General features: G+C 38.1%; 9 protein-coding genes. 7 read left to right on the top strand and 2 right to left on the bottom strand.

Annotation, left to right across the window (positions count from 1 at the left end; translation table 11 throughout):
* The first annotated feature begins 827 nt into the window (after positions 1-827).
* Positions 828-1,316 carry a subtilase family N-terminal domain-containing protein gene (locus tag JCM15579_RS11280; RefSeq protein ID WP_054720096.1) on the top strand — a complete coding sequence of 163 codons (489 nt, stop codon included), beginning with the start codon at positions 828-830 and terminating at the stop codon, positions 1,314-1,316.
* Positions 1,313-4,327 (top strand): S8 family serine peptidase, encoded by a 3,015-nt coding sequence (locus JCM15579_RS11275; RefSeq protein WP_054720093.1) that lies wholly within the window; start codon positions 1,313-1,315, stop codon positions 4,325-4,327. The genes JCM15579_RS11280 and JCM15579_RS11275 overlap by 4 nt, the downstream gene beginning before the upstream one ends.
* A 211-nt stretch (positions 4,328-4,538) precedes the next feature.
* Here the strand turns inward: JCM15579_RS11275 and JCM15579_RS11270 are convergent, their stop codons facing one another.
* Together JCM15579_RS11270 and JCM15579_RS11265 are read right to left on the bottom strand one after the other, a co-directional pair.
* Complete coding sequence (locus JCM15579_RS11270; protein ID WP_054720090.1) at positions 4,539-5,660, bottom strand: DEAD/DEAH box helicase; 1,122 nt, start codon at positions 5,658-5,660, stop codon at positions 4,539-4,541.
* 156 nt (positions 5,661-5,816) lie between these two features.
* Positions 5,817-6,299, bottom strand: a complete 483-nt coding sequence (locus JCM15579_RS11265; protein ID WP_054720088.1) for a hypothetical protein — start codon at positions 6,297-6,299, stop codon at positions 5,817-5,819.
* Between the two features lie 259 nt (positions 6,300-6,558).
* Between JCM15579_RS11265 and JCM15579_RS11260 the strand changes: the two genes are divergently transcribed.
* The 5 genes from JCM15579_RS11260 to JCM15579_RS11245 all read left to right on the top strand — a co-directional run bounded on the left by JCM15579_RS11260 (position 6,559) and on the right by JCM15579_RS11245 (position 13,914).
* The gene (locus JCM15579_RS11260) at positions 6,559-6,933 is read left to right on the top strand and encodes an HYC_CC_PP family protein (protein WP_054720085.1); all 375 of its coding nucleotides are present in this window, start codon (positions 6,559-6,561) and stop codon (positions 6,931-6,933) included.
* Positions 6,934-7,093: 160 nt separating this feature from the next.
* Positions 7,094-8,686, top strand: coding sequence for an efflux RND transporter permease subunit (locus JCM15579_RS21455; RefSeq protein WP_245625878.1), 1,593 nt, complete (start codon positions 7,094-7,096; stop codon positions 8,684-8,686).
* Positions 8,687-8,703: 17 nt separating this feature from the next.
* Positions 8,704-10,851: an efflux RND transporter permease subunit gene (locus tag JCM15579_RS21450; RefSeq protein ID WP_245625877.1), complete on the top strand. Its 2,148-nt coding sequence runs from the start codon at positions 8,704-8,706 to the stop codon at positions 10,849-10,851.
* A complete protein-coding gene (locus JCM15579_RS11250) occupies positions 10,848-12,083 on the top strand; it encodes a TolC family protein (RefSeq protein WP_054720081.1) in 1,236 nt (411 codons plus the stop codon). Before JCM15579_RS21450 ends, JCM15579_RS11250 begins: the two co-directional genes overlap by 4 nt.
* Before the next feature lie 49 nt (positions 12,084-12,132).
* Positions 12,133-13,914: an efflux RND transporter periplasmic adaptor subunit gene (locus JCM15579_RS11245; protein ID WP_054720078.1), complete on the top strand. Its 1,782-nt coding sequence runs from the start codon at positions 12,133-12,135 to the stop codon at positions 13,912-13,914.
* The last annotated feature ends 23 nt before the right edge of the window (positions 13,915-13,937 follow it).

Here is a 13,937-nt window from a genome sequence, read left to right as displayed (position 1 = left end):
GCTACCTACGAATTGCAAAAAAAGGAAGGCCATTTTATCACCATTTTACCCCTTCCCACAAAAGTAGATGGGTATAAAATCATCATGAAGGGTGCATCGTGAAAAAATAATGGGAACATAGGCTGGATTTTATAGGCTTCTACAAAAATAAATTACTGTATCATCTTAGTGACGAATGCATTTTTAAAAATTGAAGGATATCAATTCCTCATCGCAGAGCCTTCTGCAAAAAACAATGGGCATATCGGCAACATTTTATCCCCTTCTACAAAAGTAAATCGATCTAAAATCTTCCTGTCCGATGCATTTTTATGGGATGATTCGTTTTTTAAAAACTAAGTAATCCTCCCTAAAGCATCGAAAAAATCATACAACATATCGTTCAATTGCATTTGTAGGAAAAACAGAACAAATGCGTCGCAATATATAAACATATATTTAAAGGTAAATCAACAAAAACCATATCTTCCCAGCATTTCAGACCGATAACACCCTAACATTCCACAAAATCCACCCTCCTTAACCTTGATTTCTAATCACCCTATAAATTTCGGCTCAGAAAATACAAAAACAACCACCAACGAACTTTTTCTGATTACCAAATGACTTTTTATAAATACTAAAATCAATTTGTAAAAAATTCAACATTAACCTAATATTTTTTCAAACCCACCAATCTCTTATATCATCAGGCTTACAGAATTTTCATTTATAATTTTTCGACAACAAATCACATATTAGACAATAAATATTTTTCATCATTTCGAAAAAATATCATAAATTGACCATTGCCCAACGAAAACCAATCACAATTTAAATTTAATTCTATGAAAAATTTTACATTTTTTATTGTCCTACTACTGCTCTTTCAAGTAGGTTTTGCGCAAAAGCGTGCTGTTAATTCCGAAGGCCTTTACAAAGGTGTTATCCGGGTAAAATTCTCAGAAACCATTCAAGCGAAAGTGGATGTACTTTCAGAAAATCTTGAAAAAGGTCACCAACTAAAAGCTCGACCTCAGGATGCTTATGTTGTAACCAAAATGAAGGCCGTAGATAAGCTGAATGAAAAGTTCGCAGCTTACAAGATGAAACGCGTTTTCCGCGATGCGGGTAAACATGAGGCCAGGCACCGTAAGTTTGGTTTGCACCTATGGTACGATATCGAGTTCAATTCCAGCACGCCTGTCAAGCAATTGATTGCGCAATACAGTAACATTGCTGAAATTTCGATGGCGCAGGCAATTCCTGAAGCAAAGCTGGTTTCGCACAGCATTACTCCCCTACCGAATTGCCAAAGGCAAGTCCTCCAAGCTTGAGTACAGCCCCTAACGATCCACGCTTTCCAGATCAATGGCACTATGAAAACACAGGTCAAAACGGTGGTACACCAGGATCTGATATCAGCTTATTGGAAGCATGGGAAATTGAAACTGGTAATCCCAATGTAATTGTTGCCATCGAGGATGGTGGCGTGGATTGGGACCACGAAGATTTGGCCGGAAACATGTGGGTTAACCCAGGAGAAATTGCCGGAAACGGTATTGATGATGACAACAATGGTTATGTAGATGATGTTTACGGATACAACTTTGCTAACAACACGGGAACCATATCGGTTGGAGATCATGGAACACACGTAGCAGGAACCGTAGCTGCCGAAACCAATAATGGTATTGGTGTTGCTGGTGTTGCTGGTGGTAATGGTAACAACAATGGGGTTCGCCTGATGTCTTGTAATGTTTTCACCGACACCTCAAATGGTGGATTTGCCGAAGCATTTACTTATGCAGCTGATAATGGTGCTGTAATCTCTCAAAACAGTTGGGGATATAGCAATAAAGGTGTTTACGATCAGGCTGTGCTGGATGCGATCGATTATTTTATTGCCAATGCAGGTGGTCCTGGTGAAGCAATGAATGGAGGCTTGGTGGTTATTGCAGCAGGTAATGATGATGACTCTGGTTTATGGTATCCGGGATGTTATGAAAGTGCTTTGGCTGTTGGTGCAGTAAATTGCAAAGACGAGAAAGCATGGTATTCCAATTACGACACTTGGGTGGATATTGCGGCTCCGGGTGGTGAGTTAATTTCATCAAACACCGATCCGACTGCTGTTCATTCAACACTACCGAATAACCAATATGGTGTGATGCAGGGAACTTCAATGGCTTGCCCTCACGTTTCAGGGGTTGCGGCATTAATTGTTTCAAAATACTATGGCAACATCACTCCTCAAGAGGTGCGCAACAAATTGATGAGCACTGCTGACAATATCGATGCTACCATTCCTACTTTCATAGGTAAATTGGGAAGTGGGCGAATGAATGCTTTTGCAGCTCTTTCCGACGGCAACCCTCCTGCAACTCCAACTGGTCTTGTAGCAAGTAACGTAAAAGCTACTTCGTTTGATCTTAACTGGGATGCAAGCTCAGGAGCAAGTTCATATGATATTCAGATAAGAGAAAGTGGCGGAATTTGGAGTAATTATACTTCATCAAGCAATGCTTATTCGTACACGGGAGCTACCGCCGAAACCACTTATGAATTCCAGGTAAGAGCCGTTAACAGTGCCGGCAATAGTGATTATACATCCATTGGCAATGTAAGCACCTCTGCCTTGCCTCCTCTACCAGATGTTCCTGCAAATATCGCAGTGAGCAACATTACCTCCAATTCATTTAGCCTAAGTTGGGATGCTGCCAATTATGCGAATGATTACGATGTACAGGTTCGTCCGCAAGGCGGAAGCTGGGTCAATTACAATACCAGTAACCTCAGTCAGAACATAACAAACCTACAGGCTTCTACTGTATATGAGTATCAAGTTCGTTCGAACAACGATACCGGAAGTAGTGATTATTCTGCAATCGCTTCTACTACCACCTCTGACGTTCAGTTGGTATATTGTGATTCTCAAGGCAACAACTCCACTTACGAGTGGATTTCGGATGTGACCATTGGAACTTTCAATAATACATCGGGAGCAGCCAATTATACAGATTTCACATCATTGACTGTTGATTTGAATGCAGGCGATCAGTATAATATTTCCTTGAGTCCTGCTTTCTCAGGATCTTCATACAATGAGTATTGGAAAATATGGATTGATTACGATCAGGATGGTACGTTTAATGATTCCGATGAGTTGGCCTTTGATGCCGGTTCCTTGAGCAAAACTACTGTAACTGGTTCCATTACCATTCCTTCAAGCGTTTCGGGAACAACCAGAATGCGTGTGAGCATGAAATACAATGCTTCTCAAACCGCTTGCGAGTCTTTCTCTTATGGCGAAGTTGAGGATTATACGGTAAATATTCAGGCAGCCAGTCAAAATCCTCCTCCAACTCCTGATGGAATTACGGCCAGCAACATTACGACCAATTCTTTTACAATCAATTGGAATGCAGTTTCTACTGCCAGCTCTTACGATATCGATATCAGGGAGCAAGGCGGAAATTGGAGTTCATTCAACACAACATCTACAAGTTACGATTATACTGGTGCAAATGCATCAACTACCTATGAATACAGACTAAGAGCCAATAACAGTTTCGGTTCAAGCGACTATTCAAGCACCTATAATTTAACTACAAATGCTGCCAGCCTGAACTATTGTTCCTCTAAAGGAAACAATTCGAGCTACGAATGGATCGATTTGGTTCAATTGGGAAATATCAATAACAGCACAGGAAACGATGGTGGTTATGCCGATTATACAAACCTGAGCACTGATTTGGTTCCTGGTAGTTCTCAAACCATTTACTTTAGTGCTGGTTTCCGCAGTACCACTTATACAGAATTCTGGCACGTGTGGATCGATTTTAATCAAAATGGCACATTCGATTCCAACGAATTAATGGTAAGTGGATCATCTAGCAGTAGCGGAACTTTATCAGGAACATTTATGGTTCCTAGCGATGCAAGTCTTGGGAACACCCGAATGCGTGTGACCATGAAATACAACTCTGCAGCGGATCCTTGCGAAACATTTAGCTATGGTGAAGTAGAAGATTACACCGTTAACATTACAAATACTTCTTCTTCCGCTAAGTTGACCAATCTTACAATTTCAGATCCTCTGGGTAACGAAGCTCCAACTGATCTTCTAATATTAAGCCCTAACCCAGCACGTGATTACGTAAAAATCGAAACCAGAAGTGCTGGAGGTAAGATTAAAATTGTAGGTATGCATGGTAATCTAATCAAAATAATTCCGGTAGTATCTAACACTACTGAAGTAAATGTGTCTGATCTTGTTTCAGGTACATACCTTATCATCCTTGAAGATGAAAGGAACAGTGAAACCAAGAAATTAATCAAACGTTAATAATTAAGTAGATTCATCGAAAGCTGTCTCAATATCATTTTGAGGCAGCTTTTTTGTTCAAATCATTATTGATGATTAATGTACATCCTATAAAAGAAAACCTCACTGAAAATTATATTTCAGTGAGGTTTTTATATGATTATCTGATACGCAATACGTATCATCACCAATAATTATTGTTACATGAATAAATTAAATATTCATGGTTTTATTAACGTTTTGCACGAATCTGGCTAAAACCAATATTCAATGCTTTCTGGAAATAACGCAGGCTCTTCATCTCCTTGTGGTTTACCAATGATAAAGAAACTCCCTCTTTTCCGGCACGAGCAGTTCTTCCGCTTCGGTGAGTGTAATACTCTTCTTTATCAGGTAACTGATAATGTACTACAAATGCCAGTCCTTCAATATCAATACCCCGTGCGGCCAAATCGGTTGCCACCAAAACTCTTAATTTCTCATTTTTAAAAGCACGCATTACCTTGTTACGCTCAATCTGTTTTAGATCTCCATGAATGGCATCCACTTTCACTTTTTGCGATTGCAACTGCTGATTCAGTTTCTGAGCTGCTTCTTTGGTTTTGCAGAATACAACACCTCTGGCTTTGGTATCCGATTTTAAGAATTGCATCAATACTGATAATTTCTCATGATCATCGCACAATACAAATTGATGCTTGATATTCTTATTCACCACATTCTTTCCACTGATCTGAATGCGATGAGCCGATTTTGAAATGTGTCGTTTGATGATCTGTTTAATCCCATCAGGCATGGTAGCCGAAAACAACCATTTGTTCTCTACTCTCGAAAGGTAAGTCAAAATTTCATTCAATTGATCTTTGAAACCCATGCTTAGCATTTCGTCAGCCTCATCTAAAATTACTGTTTTTACATGGGTCAAATCAACTGCCTTCTTCTTTACCAATTCGATTAAACGACCTGGTGTAGCTACAATTATATGTGTTGGACGACGCAAGTTAGCAATCTGCTTTTCGATTGGTGCTCCACCATATATGCATTCTGTGAACGTCTTCTCGCTATGTTTTGTAAACTTAAACAACTGTTTGGCGATCTGTAAACCAAGTTCACGCGTTGGACAAAGAATTAATCCTTGTACTTTTTCAACCTTAGGGTTCACACGATGTAATAATGGTACACCATAAGCAGCGGTTTTACCAGTACCCGTTTGCGCCTGACCAATTAAATCGGTATCCGCATTCAACAATACCTTAATTACTTCTGATTGTATTTGAGTAGGATTAACAATTCCCAATTCGTTTAATCCCTTAACAATGTTCTTATTTACACCTAGTTCCTTAAAAGTTTCCACAGCTTTTTGTATTAAATTGGCTGCAAAAGTAATACAAACAATTAAGAATGATGAATTATAAATGATGAATTATCAATTAATTCAAACCTGAAAGGGAGTAATACCTACAAGATAATTACACAAATGAACAATGAAATAAATAAGGAAGTCGATAATTTACCCTTTATAGAATAGTTTTCTTTCCTCTTCTTCTACAATTCCCATGGCATGAAAAAGATTAAGATTGAACGGAAAGTTTTTTCCAATCACATACATACAAATCAACCAAGGCAAATACCATAGGATATCATGGGTTATCTCAAATGAAAATAATGCAGTTATTCCTCCAGCACAAACCAAAAGCAATTGTAAGGAATAAATTCTACCAAATATTTTCAATTTCTCATCTAATTGATCAAGAACTTGAATGTATTTTATCTTGCTTCGATACAAGGCCCACCCAGCTACCAATTCAAGCAAAATTATTGCTACACCTACGAGATTAAACCAAAACCTTTCATTTCCTGGTATCAGAATTGGAGCTTCAAATTCGTAATAACTTACTAAAATTCCCAAACTTAGCTCTATTCCTACTGCAATTACAAATAGACCCAATAAGCCCAATCTTGTCCATTTGACAAGTGCTTTTAATTTTTCCATACTTTAAAATTTGTGTGTACTTTAAACTATTTTGAGTGGGATGGTCAACAATTTTAATTATTATCCTTTATTATTCTTCAACATCGTCTCAAAAAATGAGATCGTTTAAGCTTATTTAACATTCAAACGTTTTCGAATCAAAAGAAATCCAGCCAATGGGAATATGCGGTTAAAAGTTAATCCTTTGTTAAGAGTATAAATTTTTCTTTTGTTATTTGTAAATTAAACTAGCTTTGTATTAAATAATGCGATTAATTGTATGCTATCAAAAAAACTTGGACATATCATTTTGGTTTTTCTCCTGCTGATCTCAACAGCTGGAGTAAGCATTAACAAGCATTATTCTGGTGGAGAACTTTTCTCTACTGCTATTTTTGTTGAAGCGGATTCTTGTTGCGAAACTCCTTGTGGATGTTGCGATAAATCTTCTGAAATCATAAAGGTTGAAGCTGATTATTTGGCTTCTTCTTTTGAATTAGACGATGTTGCACAGATGGATTTGCTATATGCAAGTATTCCTGTATTGCTACAATTTGTAAGAACAGAAGTTTCAACAAATTCATTTACAATCGAAGAATTTTTTCCTCCTCCCTTGCCTGATTTATGCATATTGAATCAGGTATTTCGTTTATGATTTTGTAGTTGTATTCTTTGTGATAAATAAATTATTTTTTACCTCAAAGGATACCAAAGTGCAGCATTAAGTATCACAAAGTACTCAATACTTTGTATTCTCCTTTGTGTGTATTTAAGGCTTTCTTTGAACTTCCTTTGTGGTTAAACTACAAGAAGATATGCTTAACAAAATCATTAAGTTCTTTCTAGAGAACAAACTGATTACAACCATATTATTGGTTGTATGCATTGCCTGGGGACTGATTACATCGCCATTCCCCTGGAAGATCGATTTTCTGCCCAAAGATCCGGTGGCGGTTGATGCCATTCCTGATATTGGAGAGAATCAGCAAATTGTTTTTACAAAGTGGATGGGTCGCTCTCCACAAGATATAGAGGATCAGATTACCTATCCTTTAACAACATCATTACTTGGGATTCCTGGGGTGAAAACCATACGTTCTTCCTCCATGTTTGGATTTTCCAGTATCTACATCATTTTTGACGAAGGGATTGAATTCTATTGGAGCAGGTCGAGAATTCTAGAAAAATTGAACTCTCTGCCGCAAAATCTTTTGCCTGATGGTGTTCAACCAACACTCGGTCCTGATGCTACTGCTCTGGGGCAGATTTTTTGGTACACATTGGAAGGTCGAACTCCCGAAGGTGAAGTAACCGGAGGTTGGGACCTTCAGGAATTGAGAAGCATTCAAGATTTTCAGGTAAAATATGCCTTGGCCTCTGCCAAAGGGGTTTCTGAAGTTGCATCTATTGGTGGATTTGTAAAAGAATACCAGGTAGATGTTGATCCTGCAGCCATGCAAGCACATGGGGTCAACCTTATGCAGGTGATGAATGCTGTGAAGAAATCCAATCTTGATATCGGTGCCCGAACCATAGAAATTAATCAGGCCGAATATTTTGTGCGTGGAATTGGCTATGTAAAGCAATTGGCAGACTTGGAAGAGGCGGTTGTTAAAATGACAGACAATACACCGGTTCGTATTCAAGACGTTGCCAAAGTAAGTTATGGCCCATCGGACCGCAGAGGTATTATAGATAAAATGGGTGCCGAAGTGGTTGGTGGAGTTGTAGTAGCACGATATGGTGCAAATCCTTTAGAGGTTATTAACAATGTAAAAGACAAGATTGAAGAGCTTTCCGTTGGATTGCCTGAAAAGGAACTAGCTGATGGTACCATTTCCAAATTAACGGTTGTGCCATTCTACGACAGAACTCAGTTGATCTATGAAACTTTAGGAACTCTGGAAGATGCATTGACACTGGAGATCATCATTACAATTATTGTGATCATCATTATGGTTATGAATTTAAGGGCAAGTATTTTAATCTCGGCCTTAATTCCCATAGCTGTATTAATGACCTTTATTGCAATGCGCTACTTTAATGTAGATGCCAATATTGTTGCCCTTTCGGGGATAGCCATTGCCATTGGTACAATTGTAGATGTGGGAATTGTATTGTCAGAAAATATGATTCGACATCTAGAAATGAAGAATCCCGATAAAAATCTCAAACAGGTAATATACGAAGCAACAACAGAAGTTGCACCTGCTGTGATCACAGCGGTATTAACTACCATTATCAGTTTCATTCCGGTATTTACCATGGAAGCAGCAGAGGGAAAACTCTTCAGACCATTGGCTTTTACCAAAACATTTGTGCTGTTTGGGGCACTGGTGGTTGCAATAATTATTCTGCCTGCCATGGCACATTGCTATTCGCCATTAAAACGGAAAAGAGAAGAATAAAAATTGCCCTTAATGGATTGCTGATCCTGATTGGAATATATATAATCTTTGCCTCATCAGCCTGGATTGGAATTACCTTGGTAGTTTTGGGAGGAATCAACCTTGCTGCGCAATTCTACAAGAAATATCAAAAGTACTTATTTCAGGCCAATCTGCTTGTAATTGCATTGACTGTTTCATTCCTTCTGGCTAGAGAATGGTTGCCTTTGGGAGCATCCAACTCAATGGCTTCGAATTTCTTGTTTGTAGTTCTTAGTATTACACTATTACTAGTCGTATTTCTGTTATTCATGCGCTACTATCAGCGAATTTTATCCTGGGCCTTGCGTTTTAAATTCCTGTTTCTATCTGTTCCAGCACTTCTTATTTTGTGGGGAGTCATTATTTGGCTGGGATTTGGAAATACCTTTGGCTTTGTAGCTCGTGGATTGGATAAAGTGGGAATTAACATTACTTCCACTTCAACATGGAAGAGCATGTACCACAAGTATCCTGGCATCGGAAAAGAATTTATGCCTGCTTTGGATGAAGGATCATTCCTTTTGATGCCAACATCTATGCCACATGCAGGAATAGAAGAGAATAAACGTGTGTTAAAGCGATTGGATATGGCAGTTGCCAATATTCCAGAAATAGATATGGTCGTTGGGAAATTGGGTCGTGTGGAATCAGCCTTAGATCCTGCTCCTATTTCCATGTATGAAAATGTCATCAATTACAAAAGCGAATACAAAACCGATAAGTATGGTAAAAAAATCCGCTTTGCCGTTGATGATGATGGCAACTTCCTTAAGGATGAGAATGGTGAATTAATTCCTGATGAGTTCGGAGAATTTTACCGTCAATGGCGAGATCATATCAAATCACCAGATGACATCTGGCAGGAAATTGTAAATGCCACCAAAATACCTGGTGTTACATCAGCTCCAAAATTACAACCAATAGAAACTCGATTGGTGATGTTGCAAACAGGAATGCGAGCACCAATTGGTATTAAAGTTTCTGGTAATAACCTTAAACAAATAGAACATTTTGGTTTACAGCTTGAAAAATTGGTGAAAGATATACCAGGGGTTAATGATGCTTCTGTTTTTGCCGAACGAATGATTGGAAAACCTTATCTAGAAATCAGAATTGATCGAAAGGCTATTGCTCGTTTTGGCTTACAGGTGGAAGATGTGCAGAAACACTTATCGGTTGCAGTTGGCGGAATGACTTTAACGAGTTCGGTTGAAGGAAGAGAACGCTACCCGATTCGGGTAAGATATCCGCGTGAATTGAGGAATGATCCTGATCTATTGAAGAAAATTCTAATTCCAACAAGTTTAGGCAAATCTATTCCTTTGGAGGATCTGGCAACCATAGAATATGTACAAGGTCCACAAGTAATTAAAAGCGAAAATACTTTTCAGGTAGGATATGTAATTTTTGATAAAGAGGAAGGATATTCTGAAGTTGACATTGTAGAAGCTGCTCAGTCTTATCTGGCAGATAAAATAGAAAGTGGTGATTTGAAAGTACCTGCTGGTGTAAGCTATAAGTTTACTGGCAATTACGAAAATCAGATTCGCGCAGAAAAACGATTGGGAATTGTTATTCCAATTGTATTGGTAATCATCTTCTTGATTTTGTATTTCCAGTTTAGAAGTATTGCTCCCACATTAATGGTATTTAGTGGTATTGCAGTTGCATTTGCAGGTGGTTTTATCATGATCTGGTTTTACGGACAAGATTGGTTTCTGAACTTTTCTGTACTTGGCATCAATTTACAGGAACTGTTCCAGATACATCCCGTCTATTTGTCGGTTGCAGTGTGGGTTGGATTTATAGCCCTTTTTGGTATAGCTACCGATGATGGTGTTATTATGGCTTCCTATCTTGAACAGGTATTTGAAAAGAACAAGCCAAAAACAAAGGAAGAAATCAGGCAATCGGTAATCGAGGCAGGTTCAAAACGTATACGTCCCTGCTTGATGACAACTGCCACTACCCTCTTGGCTTTACTTCCAATATTAACTTCTACCGGTAGAGGATCGGATGTAATGATACCTATGGCAATACCAGCTTTCGGAGGTATGACAATTGAATTGATAACACTATTTGTTGTTCCTACACTATATGCCATGTACAAAGAATTCCAACTGAAGAAAGGGGGTTTGGTATGAGATTTTTATTAATAACCGTAGTGGTACTGCTGACTGGTACCAAGTTATTTGCACAAGAAAGTAAGTCAGACTTGCAATACCATATTGAATATGCAATTGCAAACAACCCTGATTTAAAAGCCATGGATCTGAAATACCAACAAGCATTGGAACAGATTCCACAAGTAAAAGCTTTGCCTGATCCAACTTTCTCTGCGGGTGTTTTTATTCAACCTATAGAGACACGTGTAGGAGCTCAGAAGGCTAAGCTGTCAATTTCGCAAATGTTTCCATGGTTCGGAACTTTGGGTGCAAAAGAACAACAAGCCAGTTTGCAGGCCCATGCTATCTATTTGAATTATCTAGATGCTCGCTCAAAACTGGAATTGAATGTCACCAACTCTTGGTTGGATTTAATCTTAACTGATCAGAAGATACACTTCACGCAAAAAAGAGTTGAGGTCTTGGATTTATTGGAAAAGCAAGGCTTAAAACGTTATGAAAGTGATCAAACTGACATGGTAAATGTATTGTATATCCAAATGCTAAAAGAAGAATTGATTTCAAAAGTGGAACTGTTCAACGATAAGCGTTTTACACAACAGACTGCTTTCAACAAACTCCTTAATCGGGATCTTAACATGCAAGTGAATACTCCAGAGGACAATTCTTTCTTGCTATCAAGCACATTACCTAATGAGGATTTGCAATTTGCCAATCACAATAGAATTAACAGTTGGGAACAAATGATACAAGCGTCTCAATTTGGTGAGAAAGCATCGAAACTTAACGCTATGCCTAAATTTGGGTTAGGATTGGATTATGCAATTCTATCCAAACGAAATGATATGGATGTAGCACACAATGGTCAGGATGCAATAATGCCTATGCTTATTGTAAGCATTCCAATCTTTCGAAAGAAATACAAAGCTGCCATCAAAGTCAATCAATTGAAACAACAGGAGTTTCAGGAAAAGAAAACTTCTGAACTCAATCAATTAAAACTTGAGAAACAGCAAGCATTGGAACAGTATAGAACTGGAAGCAGAGATGTTGCTTTATATGAAAATCTGCTTACCAAAGCAAAGCAATCTTTTGAGATCCTGTCAAGTAGCTACGAAAGTTCTGTGAAGCGCTATGAAGAAGTTCTGAATATGCAGCAAAAAATCTGGATTTATGAACAGAAGCAAATTGAAGCACAGATTCAAGTACAGAAAAGCTTGGCACAGTTTAAATATTTAGATGCAAACTAAAGTCTTGAGAATTCGAATAGTTCTGTCTTATGACTAAAAATAAAGCACAATGAAAAATATACTAGAATACATATCAACCAACTGGCAACAAAAATTAATTGTCCTACTTGTCGGATTGCTATTGGGATGGTTGATTTTTGGAGGAAAAACCGAAAGCAATCATTCACATGAAGGACATCAACATGCGGAGGAAGGTAGTGCTGCTGAAGCTACAGTTTGGACCTGCTCCATGCATCCACAAATTCAACAACCCAATGAAGGTGATTGTCCAATTTGTGGAATGGATTTAATTCCATTGGACAAATCAGGTGGAAACTCCTCTCCTGCCGTAATCGAAATGAATCCAGATGCCATTAAGTTGGCCAATGTACAAACCACAAAAGTAGAAAGCGGTAAAAGCAGTAAAGAAATTCACTTGAATGGAAAAGTTAGCATTGATGAGAGAAGAATCAGCTCACAGGCAATTCACTTTGATGGAAGAATTGAAAAGCTATTCGTGAACTTCGAAGGTGAAAAGGTGAGAAAAGGTCAAACACTTGCAAAAGTATATGCACCTAAATTAATTAGTGCCCAGGAAGAACTGATTCAAGCTTTAAAAACCAAGGATACTTATCCTGAATTGGTGAAAGCAGCAGAGCAAAAACTTAAATTCTGGAAGCTTACTACAAAAGAAGTTGAACAAATCAAAAGTAGTGGGAAAATTCAAGAGTATTTTGAGATTAAAGCCGATGTAACAGGCTATGTTATCAAGCGAAATGTAGCAGAAGGAGCATATGCAAAAGGTGGGAGTAAACTATTTGAAATTGCTGATTTGCAAAAAGTATGGATCGTTTTTGATGCCTATGAAAAGGATTTGCCATTCATTCAAAAAGGCAATGAAATAGAATTCACCATTTCGGCTTTTCCTTCAAAGACCTTCAATTCCACAATAACCTATATTGATCCGGTAATCGATGCAAAGAAGCGAATTCTAAAAGTTAGAACAGAAGTTAACAACCTAGATCTTCTTTTAAAACCAGAAATGTTTGCTAATGGAATTATTTATGCAGACATGAAACATAAAGGAAGCGAATTGATTGTTCCAAAATCGGCAGTAATGTGGACGGGTAAACGATCTGTTGTCTATGTTAAAGTTGACGGGGGTTTTGAAATGCGCGATGTTGAGCTTGGCGAATCATTGGGAGAATCCTATATCCTTAAGGAAGGACTTGAAGAAGGTGAAGAGGTAGTTAGCAAAGGTACCTTTACCATTGACGCTGCAGCACAACTGAACAACAAATATAGCATGATGAATCGCCCAGAAAGTGAGCCTGGAACTCCAAATCTTCAGCAATATGCAACAGAGACATTCAATGCGAAGTTGAAAGATTTGCTACAATCATATCTGACAATGAAAGAAGCCATGGTAGAAACAAAGGCTACAGAAACCAGTCAGGCAGCTAAAGCTGTGATGAAAGCCTTAATGCAAATGAAGCCTTCCAACCTTGACCTTAAAGGAAAAGCCATGAAGTTCTGGACAGAAAAATATGAATTGCTTCATGTTCATTTAGCTGATATTCTCAAAAATGAAAACATGGAAGAGCAACGAAAAGCATTCAAACCATTTAATGAAGCATTAATTGCAAGCTTGAAATCACTGGGAACTGGAGCGGAGAAGTTATACATACAATATTGTCCAATGGCCGACAATGATACAGGGGCTTATTGGTTAAGTTTAGAGCAGCAAATCATGAATCCATATTTTGGAGATATGATGCTTCATTGCGGAGAAGTAACCGATACTTTAATCAAAGAAGAACCAAAATCAATACACCAGGGACATCAACATTAAAAATAAATAAACAAGTCAAATTT

Origin of the sequence: Marinifilum fragile JCM 15579 (genome assembly GCF_001310955.1) — a bacterium.
Taxonomy (GTDB): Bacteria; Bacteroidota; Bacteroidia; order Bacteroidales; family Marinifilaceae; genus Marinifilum; species Marinifilum fragile.
Note: the sequence above shows the minus strand (reverse complement) of the source record. Positions and strands in the feature narration are given on the sequence as shown.

Coding starts and splice junctions, on each gene's coding strand:
- JCM15579_RS11260 (WP_054720085.1), top strand. CDS start 6,559: ATGCTATCAAAAAAACTTGGACATATCATTTTGGTTTTTCTCCTGCTG.
- JCM15579_RS11250 (WP_054720081.1), top strand. CDS start 10,848: ATGAGATTTTTATTAATAACCGTAGTGGTACTGCTGACTGGTACCAAG.
- JCM15579_RS11280 (WP_054720096.1), top strand. CDS start 828: ATGAAAAATTTTACATTTTTTATTGTCCTACTACTGCTCTTTCAAGTA.
- JCM15579_RS11245 (WP_054720078.1), top strand. CDS start 12,133: ATGAAAAATATACTAGAATACATATCAACCAACTGGCAACAAAAATTA.
- JCM15579_RS21455 (WP_245625878.1), top strand. CDS start 7,094: ATGCTTAACAAAATCATTAAGTTCTTTCTAGAGAACAAACTGATTACA.
- JCM15579_RS11265 (WP_054720088.1), bottom strand. CDS start 6,299: ATGGAAAAATTAAAAGCACTTGTCAAATGGACAAGATTGGGCTTATTG.